This is a genomic window from Chitinophaga sp. SYP-B3965 (genome assembly GCF_009647655.1).
Classification (GTDB): Bacteria; Bacteroidota; Bacteroidia; order Chitinophagales; family Chitinophagaceae; genus Chitinophaga.
On sequence record NZ_WJFD01000007.1, the window covers coordinates 25,354 to 42,035 of the forward strand.

At 45.6% G+C, this 16,682-nt stretch carries 12 protein-coding genes; 6 read left to right on the forward strand and 6 right to left on the reverse strand.

Going from position 1 to position 16,682, the window contains the following annotated elements; all coding sequences use genetic code 11:
* Positions 1 to 7: 7 nt before the first annotated feature.
* From paaN to GFS24_RS26375, 6 genes are all read right to left on the reverse strand, one after another.
* Entirely contained in the window at positions 8 to 1,663 is a 1,656-nt protein-coding gene (gene paaN, locus GFS24_RS26350) for a phenylacetic acid degradation protein PaaN (RefSeq protein ID WP_153665012.1), read from the reverse strand.
* Positions 1,664 to 1,761: 98 nt separating this feature from the next.
* On the reverse strand, positions 1,762 to 2,850 hold the full coding sequence (locus GFS24_RS26355; protein ID WP_153665014.1) for a lipopolysaccharide assembly protein LapB: 1,089 nt from the start codon (positions 2,848 to 2,850) through the stop codon (positions 1,762 to 1,764).
* Positions 2,851 to 2,925: 75 nt separating this feature from the next.
* Positions 2,926 to 4,161 (reverse strand): DUF1015 domain-containing protein, encoded by a 1,236-nt coding sequence (locus tag GFS24_RS26360; RefSeq protein WP_153665016.1) that lies wholly within the window; start codon positions 4,159 to 4,161, stop codon positions 2,926 to 2,928.
* Between the two features lie 122 nt (positions 4,162 to 4,283).
* Entirely contained in the window at positions 4,284 to 5,354 is a 1,071-nt protein-coding gene (gene serC, locus GFS24_RS26365) for a 3-phosphoserine/phosphohydroxythreonine transaminase (RefSeq protein ID WP_153665018.1), read from the reverse strand.
* 152 nt (positions 5,355 to 5,506) lie between these two features.
* On the reverse strand, positions 5,507 to 6,466 hold the full coding sequence (locus tag GFS24_RS26370; protein WP_153665020.1) for a zinc dependent phospholipase C family protein: 960 nt from the start codon (positions 6,464 to 6,466) through the stop codon (positions 5,507 to 5,509).
* 57 nt (positions 6,467 to 6,523) lie between these two features.
* Complete coding sequence (locus tag GFS24_RS26375; protein WP_153665022.1) at positions 6,524 to 7,174, reverse strand: DUF502 domain-containing protein; 651 nt, start codon at positions 7,172 to 7,174, stop codon at positions 6,524 to 6,526.
* A 164-nt stretch (positions 7,175 to 7,338) separates the two neighbouring features.
* Here GFS24_RS26375 and GFS24_RS26380 point away from each other — a divergent pair, with 164 nt between their 5' ends.
* From GFS24_RS26380 to GFS24_RS26405, 6 genes are all read left to right on the forward strand, one after another.
* Positions 7,339 to 7,953 carry a TetR/AcrR family transcriptional regulator gene (locus GFS24_RS26380; protein WP_153665024.1) on the forward strand — a complete coding sequence of 205 codons (615 nt, stop codon included), beginning with the start codon at positions 7,339 to 7,341 and terminating at the stop codon, positions 7,951 to 7,953.
* A 12-nt stretch (positions 7,954 to 7,965) separates the two neighbouring features.
* A complete protein-coding gene (locus GFS24_RS26385; protein WP_153665026.1) occupies positions 7,966 to 9,330 on the forward strand; it encodes a TolC family protein in 1,365 nt (454 codons plus the stop codon).
* 36 nt (positions 9,331 to 9,366) lie between these two features.
* A complete protein-coding gene (locus tag GFS24_RS26390; protein ID WP_153665028.1) occupies positions 9,367 to 10,476 on the forward strand; it encodes an efflux RND transporter periplasmic adaptor subunit in 1,110 nt (369 codons plus the stop codon).
* Between the two features lie 35 nt (positions 10,477 to 10,511).
* A complete protein-coding gene (locus GFS24_RS26395) occupies positions 10,512 to 14,066 on the forward strand; it encodes an efflux RND transporter permease subunit (protein WP_153665030.1) in 3,555 nt (1,184 codons plus the stop codon).
* 123 nt (positions 14,067 to 14,189) lie between these two features.
* Positions 14,190 to 15,284 carry an SGNH/GDSL hydrolase family protein gene (locus GFS24_RS26400; protein ID WP_173003206.1) on the forward strand — a complete coding sequence of 365 codons (1,095 nt, stop codon included), beginning with the start codon at positions 14,190 to 14,192 and terminating at the stop codon, positions 15,282 to 15,284.
* A 40-nt stretch (positions 15,285 to 15,324) separates the two neighbouring features.
* Entirely contained in the window at positions 15,325 to 16,116 is a 792-nt protein-coding gene (locus GFS24_RS26405) for a TIGR00266 family protein (protein WP_153665034.1), read from the forward strand.
* Positions 16,117 to 16,682: the final 566 nt, after the last annotated feature.

A 16,682-nucleotide genomic window follows, 5' to 3' on the forward strand; every position in this document is an offset into this window, starting at 1 on the left:
GATTTGTTTAGTCCACATAAGTTCTGTTCCCTACCCACACAAATCTCTTCACAATGAATTCCGGATTCGTGAAACTGGCGTTCCCTGCTGGGTTTCCGCCTGTTACATGGAAATCAGAAAAGGCAGCATGCTGATTCACCCAGATGAATCCCGTAAAGTTGAAAGACACCGGCGTGAACGCACTGTTCATAGCATCCGAGATCTTTTCTTTCACCGTTTCATCCGTTGTATAAGCACCACAGGTAATGGCACCATGCGAAACAGCCATCTGGCGGGCCAGTTCAATAGAATGATCAGTATCCTTCGTTTTCACCAGTAATACCACCGGGCCAAATAATTCCTGCTCAAAAATGCCCGTGTCAGCAGAGCTTACTTCCAGTACAGTAGGAGAGAAAGTTCTGGCAGAAGAGAATTCCTCATTGGCAACAGGAGCGCCACCGAGTATTACTTTACCGCCAATGTGTTGCGCATCTTTCACACGTTGCACAGTGGCATCATTCTGAACAGCACCAAGCGTACCCGCTCCCATTTTAGGATTGTTCACCAGTGCCGTGATAGCATCTTTGAATTTAGTAGCCACTTCATTAAAGCTCAACTTTCCGTTAGGCGTATTCACACCGGATTCAGGAATGAAGAAGTTTTGCGGAGCAGTACACATCTGGCCGGAATAAAGACTAACAGAGAAAGCCAGGTTATTCAGTACCGCGTCTATATCTTTTACAGAATCCAGTATTACAGAATTCACGCCAGCTTTTTCAGTAAATACAGTTTTGTTCCTGAGTGATTCCACATAATTGCCAAAGCTGCTGCCGCCGGTATAATCGATAAGGGACACATCCGGATGTTCACACAATTCTTTGGTGATCAGGTGTTCGCTGCTATCTGCTGCAAGCTGGCAGGTATAAGGATCTTGTCCATTTTCTTCCAGCACTTGTTGAATGGCCGCTACTACAATAGCAATCGGTAACACTGCTTTAGGATGTGGTTTTACGATAACAGCATTACCAGTGATCAGGTCAGCATACATGCCGGGAAGGGAATTCCAAACCGGGAAAGTACTGCAACCGATCACCAGGCCAAGGCCTCTGGGAATAGCTTTAAAGGTCTTCTCCAGTTTGATGCTGATCTTGCCCATGGGTTTTTCCCAGGTCTGATGTTCAGGGAAATGCTGCAATTGCTGATATCCCATCGCAATCGCTTCCAATGCACGATCGTTTGCATGCGGGCCACTGGCCTGGAAGCTCATCATAAAGCTCTGGCCGGTAGTATGCATCGTAGCATGTGCAATCGTAAAGAAATGGTCCTTGATCTTTTCCAGTGTTTCCGTGAGGATGCTGGCCCTGTCTGCAACCGACAATTGTGCCCAGCGTTTGCCGGCACGTTTACCTGCTTTTACCAGTTCATCAACAGCAATAACAGGATAAGTAATGCCAAGTGATTCTCTCGTATAAGGAGATACTTCTTCACCGGCCCATCCTTCTGTTATTTTTTGTTTTAACTGGGAAAAGGGTTTGTTCAGCATATCTTTAAATGCGGCTTCTCCTTGTGGAGGAGCTTCTTCTCCATATGCCTTGGGGTGTTCAGGATACTGTGCGTAAAAGGTTCTTTCGTGGTTGGCTTTTACAGCATTGTCAATAATGTTTTGGTGTTTTGCGATCAGCATAATCCTATGGTTTAGATTCGTGTTGTACTATTGAAAACGGCACACTATGCTGGTACTCCGCTAAAAGCAGCGTTCATTCACGGGATGGCCATCAGTTTTTATTTGATGGTAGCCAGTCTGCCGGTATTGTAAAATTCTTCGTCTCTCAGCTTCAATGGATGATTCCGCTGATAGGCAGAAAAGGAATCATATTCTGCCTTGTGGAGGTTGGTCCATGCTTTATATTCTGCCTGGTTGGATACGGGGCCGAAAAGCCATTGGTTATACGCCTCGAACATTCCCTCCTTTAATAACCTGCGTTGAAAATCAAACAGTGCGTAAGGATACTTTACGCCTTGAAAATTATACCAGTCCAGTAAAAACCTTGTACGTAACATGATCAGCGATTCCGGCTCAATACCTGTAGCAATCACACTCACCTGTTTCGCCATGATACTTTTATAGCTGTCCATAAAAGCGGTCTCCGGTTCTTTACTGCCTCTTTTACTTTTCTTATCTGATGTTTCCATCGGCACACTGTCAAAGATAGCCGGGTCATCAAATAATTTTTTATAACACTCCAGCACAATTTCTCTTACTTCCGCCGTACGGGTGGTAAAGCTTTCCAGGTTGATGAAAGTTTCTCCGTAAAGAATAGCCCAGATGGGTTCTTTCGTCCAGAGGTAACTGCGCGAAGCATGATAATAATTACCGGGGAAATTAGGATCTGTTTCGATGCCCTTTACCCATTGGCGCAGTGCGCCGTCGAAATTCTTCATGTTTTGCAGGAGGTCGCCATAGTCGTTATACAGCTCTCCGCTTTTAGGGAATTTCTTCAGGCCCCGCTGATATAATTTCTCTGCACCTTTCCAGTCCTGCTTAGCCTGGTAAATATTACCCGCTATCTGGAAGAGGTGAATGTCTGCATCTTTCTTATCTACCAGGGGAGATACAACCGTATACGCCCTGTTGTAATCACCTTTGAGATAATAGGCAAAAGCAAGGTCCTGCTTCAATTGGATATCATCCGGAGCGGATTGGATAGCCTGGTTGAGCACCAGGATAGCATTGGCATAATCGCCGCTCCGCAAAAAGTTGCGGGCAGTAGTTTGCAGTTCACTGTTATCCTGTGCGGTGGCCCACTGAAATGTAAGCATCCCCGCCAGCACAAGGGTCCATCTTTTAGCAGCCTTTTGCCATTCCATCATGCAATGCGTTTTATGTAAATGTAAGGAAAAAGCGTTGACCCCGGAGCAAGGCGGGGCCAACGTTTCAGATCATCATCAGATCAAATGTGTTAACAGCCCGTCCCGCAGCTTGGGCTCAAACCACGTGGATTTGGGAGGCATTACATTACCACTGTCTGCAATATCAAAAAGTTGCTGGATCGTTACCGGGTAAAGGGCAAAAGCTACCTTCATCTCGCCACTGTCCACTCTCTTCACCAATTCCCCAAGCCCGCGGATCCCGCCAACAAAGTCAATTCTCTTATCCGTCCGTGGATCCCGGATACCCAGATGTTTGTCCAGGATATTGTTCTGAAGGATGGTCACGTCCAGGATGCCGATGGGGTCTACGGTATAAGTTCCTTCCCTGGCCACCAGGTGGTACCAGGTTTTATCCAGGTACATGCTGAATTCATGCAGCATGGAAGGTTTTTGCACATGGTGACCAACAGCTTCCACCACAAAGTCAAATTCCAGGCGGGAGAGGAGGTCCTCTTTGCTATGCCCGTTCAGGTCTTTTACCAGGCGGTTGTAATCCAGGATGGCTAATTCGCTGGCCGGGAAAATAGTGGTCAGGAAATAGTTCAGGTTAGCGTCGCTGTGAATGTCTTCACCGGAGGCTTTTTGTACCAGGGCAGCTGAAGCTGCGCGGTGGTGGCCATCTGCGATGTAAGTAGCCGGTACTTTTTCAGCAAAAAGACGGGTGATCTCGTCTCCCACAGAAGCCTCATTTACTACCCAGATGGTATGGCTGATACCATCCTCTGCCGTGAAATCATACACGGGAGCCTGATTTTTCTGCCAGTGGTCTATCAGGGTATTCAGTTCCGGCACATCATTATAGGCCAGGAACACATTCCCCGTCTGGGCTTTGGTGGTCGTAATATGGTTGATCCGGTCCAGTTCTTTTTCCGGACGGGTGAATTCATGCTTTTTGATGATGCCATTATTATAATCATCAATGGAGGAAACACATACCAGGCCTGTTTGTGAACGGCCGTCCATCACCAGTTTATAGATATAATAACATGGCTGATCTTCATGGAATAAAGTGCCGGATGCCTGCAATTGGCCAAGGTTTTCTGCCGCTTTTGCATATACCGCCTCACTGTGAACGTCTGTTCCTTCCGGCAGGTCTATTTCAGATTTGGAAACATGATAGAAGGAATTAGGGTTCCCTGCAGCTGCTTCCGCCGCTTCTTTAGAGTTTAAAACATCGTAAGGCCTTGCGGCTACTTCTTTTGCCAATGCCGGTTGTGGACGTAATGCCCGGAAAGGTTTGATAATTGCCATGATCGAAAATTTTCTGTTAAGAGCGGTAAAAATAAGAAAAGCAGGGTAGGAATCAGAGGGGTATAAAAAAAGACTGCCACAATCACTGCGGCAGTCTTCATATATAATATTTTCTCATACAGTTATGCTTTCTTCAGTGAGAAGAATTTCATGGCTTCCACCATGGCTTCTACACTTTCAAGCGGCAGTGCATTGTAAAGGGATGCGCGGAATCCGCCGGACAAGCGATGTCCTTTGATACCAACGATGTCTTCTTTTTTGGCAAACTTGAGGAATTCCTCTTCCAGCTCTGGTTTATCGATGGTAAAGGTCACATTCATTTTGCTGCGGTCTTCCTTGGCAACATTACCACGGAACAGCGGATTGTGATCTATCTCATCATATAATAATGCAGCTTTCTTGTTATTGATCTTCTCAATAGCAGCCACACCGCCCTGGCCTTTCAGCCATCTGAGCGTAAGCATGGAAATATATACGGCAAACACCGGAGGGGTGTTAAGCATAGAGCCGTTTTCAATATGCAATTTATAATCAAGGATACTGGGAACTTTGCGGGTAACCTTGCCCAGCATGCTCTTGCGAACTGCTACCATGGTTGCACCTGCAGCGCCCATATTCTTTTGCACACCGGCATATATCAATGCATAGCGGTTAAAGTCCATCTGGCGGCTAAGGATATCACTGCTCATATCCGCTACCAGTGGCACATCCGTTTCCGGAGTGGTATGCCATTGCGTACCATAAATGGTATTGTTGGTAGTGATATGCAGATATTTAGCTTGCGCCGGGATCGTATACTGCTTGGGTATGTGATTATAATTACTGTCTTTGGAGCTGGCGATGACATCTACATAACCAAACTGTTTGGCTTCTTTGATAGCTTTATTAGACCACACACCGGTGTCAATGTAAGCAGCAGTTTCTCCACTTTCCAGCAAATTCATAGGAACTTGCAGGAACTGGGTCGTCGCGCCTCCGTGTAAGAACAGCACTTCGTAGTCATCCTCAAGCTGCATAAGCTCTTTGGCAAGACTGCGCGCCTCTTCCATCACGGCTACAAATGGCTCCGTGCGATGTCCTATTTCCAGGATTGACATCCCGCTACCGTCAAAGTCGATCAGCGATTTGCTGGCTTTGTACAGCACTTCGTTTGGTAATACAGAAGGACCTGCATTAAAGTTGTGCACCTTCATGTTGCGATCTAGATTGAATACGTTTTCTTGTTCCACTTGTCTATGGTTTTTCGAAGGAATTGGTAAAAAATCGCGGTTAACTCAAAACCGGAGGATGGGTAGGAAAGGTTAAAAAGATAGAGGATCAAAGATAATATTTCTTTTGTTAATTCTTAATGCTCCCTGTCAAATATTTTACCATGCCGCCAAAGACTGTCCAGCCTTTGTATAGCCAGCTTATCAGGTTGTATTATTGTTAATAAATTCAGCGGAGGCTGGCCCGCATCAACCCATGCTGTATACCAGCAGGCAGCGATCGCTGCAACCGAACCCCGCATCCTGCGTTCCACCATATCTCCCAATACATGCTGATATGCTTTCGTATAGGCGGCTGAGTAATTACGCACCAGCACCCCCTTCCGCAACTCATAAGCATATCGCTGATCTGCCGGGAAACGCAGGCTCAGCTTCTTTTCCAGCCGTAATACCGTATCTGCTGCCAGCGCACTTTCTGTAACTACCTGCCAGATAAAACTCCTCATATTCTTAATGTAACCTGCCCGCCCCGTCCAGTAGTCAAACCCCTCATCCCCCAGCAGTTCCGGAATGCGGGATTCCCATAACCCATGAATGCCATGCTGGCCGGTCAATTGACCGTTATGATTAGAACAGGCATGTAAGGGCACATGCGCATCTCCCATATAATGCCCCAGTTCTGAAGCCAGTCGCAGGATACGGGTTCCGTCACCAGCCTGAAAAGCTGCCGTTAACTGTGCCATCATTTTCTCCAGGTGCCAGGGCAAAATGCCATACCGCTGTAAAGTATCAGCCGTAAATTTTACCAGGGCATCAGACCAGGAACGCGGAATGGCAGCAAAAAGCGGCTGGCCATAATGATCTGCATCCAAATAATGACGGGCTCCTTCGGCAGCCAGCATATATCGCCGTTTATCCGGAGCCGTGGCTTGTTGCGTGATGTATTCAATATGTGGTTTGAAAAAGACCATCATTTCCGGAGGAAGGGAAAAAACAGCCAGGCGGTTAATTCGCTCATGGGCAAAGAAGCCCCATGCCTTTGCAATTTGGGCTGGAGCCAGCAAACAGGCCACCAGCAAAAGGGACAATGGATTCATACCATTGAATGTCCGAAGAAAAAAGCAAATAAATAGGGAACCGATAAATTGTTGGAATTACTTCACCTCATCTGCCTTGGGAGCAACATGTGTGATTTCAGTAATGTGTGTCACCCCTCCTGAAACCGCAAATTTCATCGCCTCACCCGCAGAGATGTTGGTCAGCGGCCGCACTTTCCCCTCTTTCACAATAAATACCTTACCCGTAATAGCATAAGCATGTGGTACATAAACAGCCATATACCCCTCTAACCCAAGACTGTTCACGTTTTCCTGTGTAATAAAACCCATTTCCCATACATCATCCCCATATACATTCACCAGCACCGGATGGTCAAATTTCTTTTTCTCTCCCACAAAAGCATCAAAAACATCCTTCACAGAAGAATAGATGTATTTAATAAAAGGAGTACGTTCCAGGATATGATCAAACATGTCTATCAGCCTGCCCACAATAAAAGAGGAACTGATATAACCCATGAAAATGATCAGGATGAACACGATGGCAAATCCTACCCCCTTGTATTTCAATATGTTAAGCGGATGATCCAGCGGCAGCAGGTCACGCGGCAGTATATTGTCTATGGTAACAAACCCCCAGTACAACGTAAAAGCCGTGATCCCTATCGGGGCCAGGATCAGTAAACCCTGGAAAAAATACCGCAAGATCCGGGACAATAATAGGCTGAATCTCAATTTTGGAGACATGTGATATGGTATTGAAAGAGCAAAGGTACAGCATCCCACCCATCAAAATCCCCAAAACCCGGGGAAAAGCTAATAGGTAAAAAATATCTACTGGAAACTTTGGTAGTTTAAAAAGTTTCCATAGTTTTGTCCGTGTATTTAAGAAATTCAGTGTTTTATAACCAATGGAAGTACAAGAGCGAATATTAGATACTGCATTCAACCTTTTCAGGCAATACGGCACCCGCTCCATTACCATGGACGAAATTGCCCAGAAAATGGGGATCTCCAAGAAAACGCTGTATGCGCACTTTGCGGATAAGAGCGATCTGGTAGTGAATGTGATGAGCCGGCACCTGAAACTAATGGAAGATCAGTGCCTGGCAGGTAAAGAACAGTCCAACGATGCCATCGAAGAACTGTTCCTCGTGATGAAAATGCTGGATGAGAAATTACGCAACATGAACCCGGTAGCCATGATGGACCTTCAAAAGTTCCATGCAAAAGCCTACCAGATCTTTGAAAAACATAAAGATGTATTCATGTTGCAAATGATCCGGGAAAACCTGGAAAGAGGCATTCGGGAAGAATTATATCGCCCGGACCTGGATCTGGATATCCTCAGCCGTTTCCGTACAGCCGCAGCCATGTTCTGCTTTCAGCCGGATATGTTTTCGATGAACGGTTACGACATGACACGTGTACAAAGAGTCCTGCTGGAAAATTTCCTTTTTGGGGTAGTCACACTCAAAGGATATAAGCAGATCGAGAAATATAAATCCAAAGATTACCCGAAATAAACACAGAGAACTATGCAGTTTAAATGGAAGCTCATCGCTTTAACAGGTATGATGATGCAATTATTAACCTACGCTAATGCCCAGCAGCCAGCTGTTTCGCCCTTAGAAACAGTGAGGTTCACTGTCAAAGAAGCGGTAGACTATGCGTTGGTGAATCAGTACGCCGTTCGGAATGCCAAACTGGATGAATTGATAACACTTGCCAAGAACAAAGAGGTAAGTGGGTTGGCTCTTCCTCAGGTTTCCGGTACAGCTACTTTTCAGGACAATCCGATCATCCAGAAACAATTGATCGATGCATCTAACTTTGATCCCTCTGTACCCAAAGGTACACTGGTCGCTTTTTCCTTTGGGCTGAAATATAATGCCCTGGGTAATGTGGATGTCAATCAGGTATTATTCGATCCCAGTGTATTAGTAGCCCTTCAGGCCCGCAAAACATTGGAAGAACTGGCCCGGAAAGGAGTACAGAAATCCGAGGTTGATGTGAAAACAGCGGTTTATAAAGCTTACTTCAACGTGTTAGCAGCAGACAAAGCCAATAAGATCCTGCAGGAAAGCTTGCTCCGCATGGAGAAAACACTGAACGAAACAAGAGAGACCTATAAGAACGGTCTGGTAGAAAAGCTGGATGTTGACAGGCTGGTTGTACAATACAATAACCTTAAATCTGAAGAACTTCGTCTCCGTAATACCCGTGATGTTGGTATTGCATCTCTTAAATTCCAGATGGGCATGCCTATGGCGCAACAACTGGAATTAAAAGATACACTCAGTAATGAAGCCCTTACGGCAGATATTCAGGAGCAGGGCCAGTTCAATTATAATAACCGGATCGAATATCAATTATTAGAAACGCAAAAGAGGGCCAACGAGTACAATCTGAAGAGATACCGCATGCAGGGGCTGCCATCACTGAACGCATTTGGGCAAGGTGGCGTTTCCAGGCAAAGTAATACTTTCAACTACTTCCAGCAACAACTTTGGTATGGTTATGTTTCCTGGGGACTGACACTGAAAGTGCCTATTTTTAGCGGACTGCAAAGAAGGCGGAAAGTAGATCAGGCTTTTATTGAAGTACAGAAGTCTACACTGTCCATGGAAAATACCCGCAATTCAATAGACCTGGATCAAACGCAGTCATCCACTAACCTTCGTAATAATATTACGTTGCTGCAAAGCCAGGAAGATAATATGAAACTGGCCAATGAAGTATATAACACAACGAACATCAAATATAAAGAAGGTGTTGGTTCCAGCCTTGAAGTGATCACAGCGGAAACCGCTTTGCTCACCGCACAGAACAACTACTTTAGCGCATTGTTCAATGTGATCGTTTCCAGGATTGATTACCTGAAAGCATACGGAAAACTTTAATCATTCAACTACAATCTGCCTTAAATCTATAATACCATGACTAAAAGATATTTTGTACTCCCCCTGATCACTGTGATCCTGGCTGCTTGTGGTGGCGGTGGTGGTAACAAAACCGAAGAACTGCAAAAGCTGAAACAAGAGAAATCAGCATTAGATGCAAAGATCACTGCCCTCGAAAAAGAACTGAAAGCAGGCGATTCATCTGTGAAGATGAAAACCGTTACCATTGCGGCTATCAGCGATACTACCTTTGAACATTACATAGATATCCAGGGTAGCGTTGATGCAAAGGAAAACGTGAACGCATCCGCACAGGTACCTGGCGTTATCAGAGCTATCTTCGTGAGAGAAGGCCAGGCTGTTTCAAAAGGCCAGGCACTCGCACAGGTAGATGATCTGGTGCTCCGTTCCGGCATTGCAGAATTGCAAACCCAAATTGATCTCGCCGAAATAATGTATCAGAAACAGGCAAACCTCTGGAAACAACAGATCGGTTCCGAAGTGCAATACCTGAATGCGAAAGCGGCAAAGGATAACCTGGAAAGAAAAATGAGTACCCTTAAAGATCAGCTCGCGCAAACCCGTATTACCGCTCCTATTAATGGTACAGTGGATCAGGTGATCGCAAAAGTGGGAGATAATATAGCCCCCGGTACGCCTTCTTTCCGTATAGTGAACAGCAATAACCTGCGGGTAATAGCCAACATAGCTGAATCATTTGCAGGGAAAGTAAAAACAGGCGACGAAGTACTGCTCACCTTCCCGGATATCAATAAAGAACAACGTACCCGCATCGGTTTTGCAAGCAAAACAATTGATCCGGTAAGCCGTACCATTAGAGTGGAAATTCCTTTGAACGGCTCCGCTGATCTTCATCCCAACATGATCGCACAACTGCGCATCATTGATTACAAGGCAAAAGATGCCATCGTTGTACCAGTAAGCGTGATCCAATATTCCATGGGTAAACCTTATGTACTCACCGTAAAAGGCAGCGGGGATAAATTGCAGGCAGTACGTAACAATATAGAGATCGGCCGTACTTATAACGACAGAGCAGAGATCAAATCAGGTTTGCAGATTGGGGACAGGATCATTACTTCCGGCTTCCAGGGCGTTAACGACAATGACCTGGTGAAACTCTAATTGTGTAGTGCTATCCACCTAAAAAAAATTACCCGATGAAGGACTTAGAAAAAGAATTTAAACCCACCAGTTGGGCCATTGATAATAAAGTGAGCATTTATGTGGTCACCATTATCATCGCGCTGTGGGGTATATCAGCCTATAATAGTCTGCCCAAGGAACAGTTTCCCGAGGTAGTATTCCCGCAGTTCTATATCAGCACCCTTTACCCCGGTACTTCTCCGGAGGATATGGAAACGCTCGTGACCAAACCACTGGAGAAAAAGCTGAAAGCGATCTCCGGTGTAAAGAAGATATCGAGCTCTTCCGTACAGGATTATTCTGCCATCAATATTGAATTTGATGCAGGAGAAGATATTGAAGCAGCACGGCAGGAGGTGAGGGAAAAGGTAGACGAAGCCAAGCCAGACCTGCCTACGGATCTTGCCACAGTTGGGCAGGAGCCACAGATCATCAAAATAGATGTGAGCCAGATCCCTATCATGAACGTGAATATGAGTGGTGACTTTGATCTGCAGACCCTTAAAAAGTATGCGGATGAAATGCAGGATCGCATCGAATCACTCAATGAGATCACGCGTGTAGATATTGTAGGCGCATTGGACAGGGAGATCCAGATCAACCTGGATAAATTTAAAATGGACGCTGCCAGAGTGAGCTTTGAAGATGTAATGGGCGCAGTAAGTACGGAGAATAAAACCATTTCCGGAGGTGTTGTTTCCATGGACGGGCAAAAACGTTCATTGAGTGTGAAAGGGGAATATAAAGATCCCACTAAGATCCAGAACATTATTATCCGTAGCCAATCGGGCTCAGTGGTGTATCTCCGCGATATCGCAGAAGTAAAAGATGCATTTGAAGAACAGGAAAGTTATGCCCGCCTCAATGGCAAGAGCGTAATTACCCTGAACGTGATCAAGCGTAGCGGCCAGAACCTGATCAATGCATCAGACAAGATCACCGCTATCGTAAAAGAGATGGAGTCCGGCTACCTGCCGAAAGGTTTGCAGGTAACTATCACCGCAGATCAGTCAGATGCTACCCGCGTAACATTGCATGACCTGATCAACACCATTATTATTGGTTTCGCGCTGGTAACGATCGTACTCATGTTCTTCATGGGAGCTGTAAATGCACTCTTCGTAGCATTATCTGTACCTATCTCCATGTTCATTGCCTTTGTCGTCATGTCTTTCGCAGGCTTTACGCTCAACATGATGGTGCTGTTCTCCTTCCTGCTGGCGTTGGGAATTGTGGTGGATGATGCCATCGTGGTGATTGAGAACGTACACCGGATCTTCAATGAACGAAAGGACCTTGGCATTGTACATGCCGCCAAAATAGCCGCGGGTGAAGTGTTCCTGCCGGTATTCTCCGGTACGCTCACTGTATTGGCACCATTTGTTCCCCTGTTATTCTGGCCGGGTATCATTGGTAAGTTCATGTTCTTCCTGCCTATCACCCTCATCATTACATTGGTCGCATCCCTCGTGGTGGCTTATATCATCAATCCGGTATTTGCGGTAGATTTTATGGATCGTCATGAAGGAGAGGCTCAGCCTAAACCGAAATTCAATAAGAAATTCACTATACTCTCCATTTCATTCGCTGTAGCAGCATTGATGGGTTACAGCGGAAGTATGGGTGCCGGTAACCTGATCGTTTTCCTTTACCTGCTCATCGTGCTGGAACGTTTCTGGCTGGGAGGGGTAGCACGCAAATTCCAGCATAATCTCTGGCCGCGCGTGCAGGACAGCTACCGCCGCTTATTGCAATGGTGCATTATCGGATGGCGCCCCGTTTGGATCCTTGTGGCTACCTTTGGCCTGCTGGTGTTCAGTATAATCCTCACTGGTATCCGCAATCCCAAAGTGGTGTTCTTCCCGCAATCTGATCCTAACTTTATTTATGCTTATATAGAGTTGCCGATCGGTACAGATCAGATCGTAACAGATTCCATCACCAATGTTATAGAACAACGCATTACTAAAGTAGTAGGGCCTAATAACCCGCTGGTGAAATCTATTATCTCCAACGTAGCAGTGGGAGCTGGTGACCCAAGCCAGATGGATCTCAGTGTAAGCTCTAATAAAGGTAAGGTGACAGTAGCCTTCGTGGAATTTGCTAAACGTAACGGCTTGTCTACCGTAGACTACCTGGATAAGATCCGGGGTGTTGTGAAAGGTATTCCCGGAGCGGATATCACCGTAGAACAGGAACAAGGTGGCCCGCCAACAGGTAAACCTATCAACATTGAGATCACCGGTGATGATTTCGAACAACTGGCATCAACTTCAGATCGTTTGAAACGTTACCTCGATAGCTTGCAGGTAGGTGGTGTGGAAGAGTTGAAAAGCGATTTCCAAAGTAATAAACCAGAGATAATTGTTTCTATCGACCGTGAAAGAGCGAACAGGGAAGGTATCTCTACTTACCAGATCGGTGGCTTATTGCGTACCGCCCTCTTTGGTACAGAAGTTTCCAAGTTCCGTGACCCGGATGATGATTATCCGATCATGGTACGTCTCAAAGAAGATCAGCGTAACAATATCAACACCCTCATGAACCTGAACCTTACCTACCGTGATATGAACATGGGTGGTCAGATCCGCCAGGTACCATTGAGCGCAGTAGCTGATATCCGTTATTCCAATACATATGCCGGTATCAAACACATAGACGAGAAAAGGGTGGTAACACTGTATTCAAATATCCTCACTGGTTTCAATGCCAATGAAGTGGTAGCATCGATCAATAGTGCTGTACTGGATTTCAACCCGCCGGATGGCATCACTGTGAAAATGACAGGTGAACAGGAAGATCAGCTGGAAACTATGAACTTCCTCATGAAGGCCATGTTTACCGCATTCGGTATCATCCTCATGATCATGGTAACACAGTTCAACTCTGTTGGCCGTCCAATGATCATCCTCTCGGAAATTGTATTCAGTATCATCGGTGTGTTCTTAGGTTTTGCCATATTCGGTATGGATATCTCTATCGTAATGACAGGTGTTGGTATCATGGCCCTCGCTGGTATCGTGGTCCGGAATGGTATCGTACTCGTAGAGTTCATCGACTTACTGGTACAGCAAGGTGTGCCCGTTTCAGAAGCTGTAGTAGAAGGTGGAAGAACACGGATGACACCGGTTATCCTCACTGCCATCGCAGCGATCTTAGGTCTGATCCCACTGGCAGTTGGTCTGAATATCGACTTCTGGACCTTGTTCAATGAAGGTAAAGCACACTTGTTCTTTGGAGGTGATAACGTTGCCTTCTGGGGCCCGCTGGCCTGGACAATGGTGTTCGGCCTCATCTTCGCCACCTTCCTCACGTTGATCCTCGCGCCTGTAATGTATTACATGAACAAGCGCAGCATCGACATCCTGGATCATTATGGTTGGCCACGTGGTTTGAAATACGTACCGTTCTTCGTGCTGTTCCTGAAAATGTTCTCCAAAAGAGAAACCATCAGAAGGCTGCACAACCTGGAGTACGAATCTCCACGTCCTTACAATTTCTTCAACGGCCATGCCGACGAAAAAGATAAAGAGCAGGCTAAATCCGCCAAAGGAGTAGTAATGCATTAAGAGACTGTTTTTCTTTTAGTAATAATCAGAGCAAACAGTGTAACAGTTGTAGGTTAACAAATGCCGTCCCGATTCATCGGGACGGCTTTTTTTTAAGGATTTTTTCTATTACATTTCGAAATGATGAAAAAGACATACCTCCTCCTCGTCCTTTCACTTTGCGCCATCAGCGCAACTTATGCACAGGACAGTGCCCGTTATACGGATGCCACCAGTTTTATGCTCATTGGCAAAGGCTTGCCTACCAATAAACCTTATGTAAGGCTGGATACCGTACAGACGGAGAAATTTCCACAGGCCGTTAAATACCTGAGTACAAATAGCGCGGGTGTAGCTGTACTGTTCGAAACCAACTCCAAATTCATTAAAGTGAAATGGAGCGTAAGCCACACACCATATCATTCCAATATGACACCCATTGTGCATAGCGGTCTGGACCTGTACGGAAAGAAAGATGGCAAATGGGTTTGGGCTGGTGTGGGCCGTCCCGTAAATAAATTAGATGCAGAATCAGTGATCGTTAACAACATGGATTCCTCTTTAAAGCAATTCATGCTCTATGCACCTACTTATAATGCATTGACCGCTCTTGAAATTGGTGTTGCACCTGAAGCAACAATAAGGATACCTTCCAAACCAGGCATTGACACCACTACAAGGATCGTGATGTATGGCTCCAGCATTATGCAGGGCGCATCTGCATCCAGACCCGGTATGGCATATCCTGCTATCATTGCACGTCATACTGGCTGGGATGTGGTGAACCTGGGTTTCAGCGGAGCCGGCAAGATGGAATTTGCTGTGGCAGAAGTGCTCGCTACCATGAAAGCATCCATTTTTGTGCTGGACTGCATGCCCAATCCTACATTGGATGAAATAAAAGAACGTGGTTATCCATTCATCAAACACCTGTTGACCAAACGGCCGGAAGTGCCGGTATTACTGGTGGAATCAGCTATCTATGAAAGCGGGAACTTTGATCAGCGCATTGCAGATGTAGTAAGAAAAAAGAATGCATTACTCACAGAGATCTATACGAAACTGAAACAGGAAGGATTTAAACAGTTGCATTATTTATCCGCTAAAGGCCTCATCGGAGAAGATCACGAAGGCGCCACAGACGGGGTGCATCTCAACGATATCGGTTTCCAGCGGCAGGCGAAAAAAGTACAGTCCGCTGTACAATCCCTTGTGAAAAAATCAGGCGGAAGCAAGTAAGCAATTTCGTAACTTGCTCCTCATAAAAGCACAATAACCTATGCTTAAAAATCATGAGATCGACTACCGCATTCACGGCGAGGAGATGCAGATAGTAGAAATAGAACTGGACCCTCAGGAAAGCTGCGTGGCAGAAAGCGGCAGCTTTATGATGATGAACCAGGAAATAAAAATGGAAACATTGTTTGGTGACGGCTCCGGCCAGCAGCAAGGGTTTCTGGGCAAACTGATGTCTGCCGGCAAACGCCTGATCACAGGAGAAAGTTTGTTCATCACCGCTTTTACCAATATGGGGCAGGGCAAGAAAAGCGTAAGCTTTGCAGCGCCTTATCCCGGTAAGATCATTCCGATGGACCTGAAATTACTCGGTGGAAAAGTGATCTGTCAGAAAGATGCATTCTTATGCGCAGCCCGGGGAGTGAACGTGGGAATTGAATTCCAGCGTAAACTGGGCACCGGTATCTTTGGTGGTGAAGGTTTCATCATGCAGAAACTGGAAGGAGATGGCCTCGCGTTTGTGCATGCAGGTGGTCTGGTGATTGAAAGGGAATTGCAACCCGGCGAAGTGTTGAAAGTGGATACAGGTTGTGTAGTAGCTTACACACAGCAAGTGGATTTTGATGTTGAATTTGTTCGCGGTATTAAAAATATGGTGTTCGGAGGAGAAGGTTTATTCTTTGCCATATTAAGAGGCCCCGGTAAAGTTTGGCTGCAAAGTTTACCCATTAGCCGGTTGGCCAGCAGGGTATTAGCCTATGGAGGTGGTGCAAGGAAAGAAGAAGGCAGTATCCTGGGTGGATTAGGGAATTTGTTAGATGGCGATGGTCGTTAATAAAGAAAACTTTGATAACCAATAATTTAAAGCTGCCCGCGGGGAATATGTAAGTATTCTCCGCGGTCTGGTTTCTGACCGGAACAAAAAAAAGCGCTCCATTTATCCAGTTTTTGCAAATTATTAACGAACAGAATGGTAGTATTGTCTTAATATTGCCCGGAGGCTTAACCAAATACACCAGATTTTTTAGTATATTAGGGTTCTAAACGGCGGCTGGCACTGTGTGGGTGCTACAACAGTAAAAAAACTGGCGCATGTTTTGATCGATTATCCTGGTGCTATGAATAAGAAGTATGAATAAGAGATTTACTTACTCATGTAAAGTTCAGGTGAATCCAAGGCAAGTTAAATTTTTACCCAGGTCTAAATAATGGTAGCCCTGAAAGCATTCCACAAGCACATTGTGAATGGCATGCAAAAGGTTCGGAAAGAATGTCCGGTTAACCAACTACCTTAAATTCCTGTCGAGATGGCTGAAAGGAATAATTTTGAAAAATTCCGCTAATAAAATTGTAATGCAAGCGGCGCTCAATTATCTTTGCTATTCCGAGAAATGTAATAGA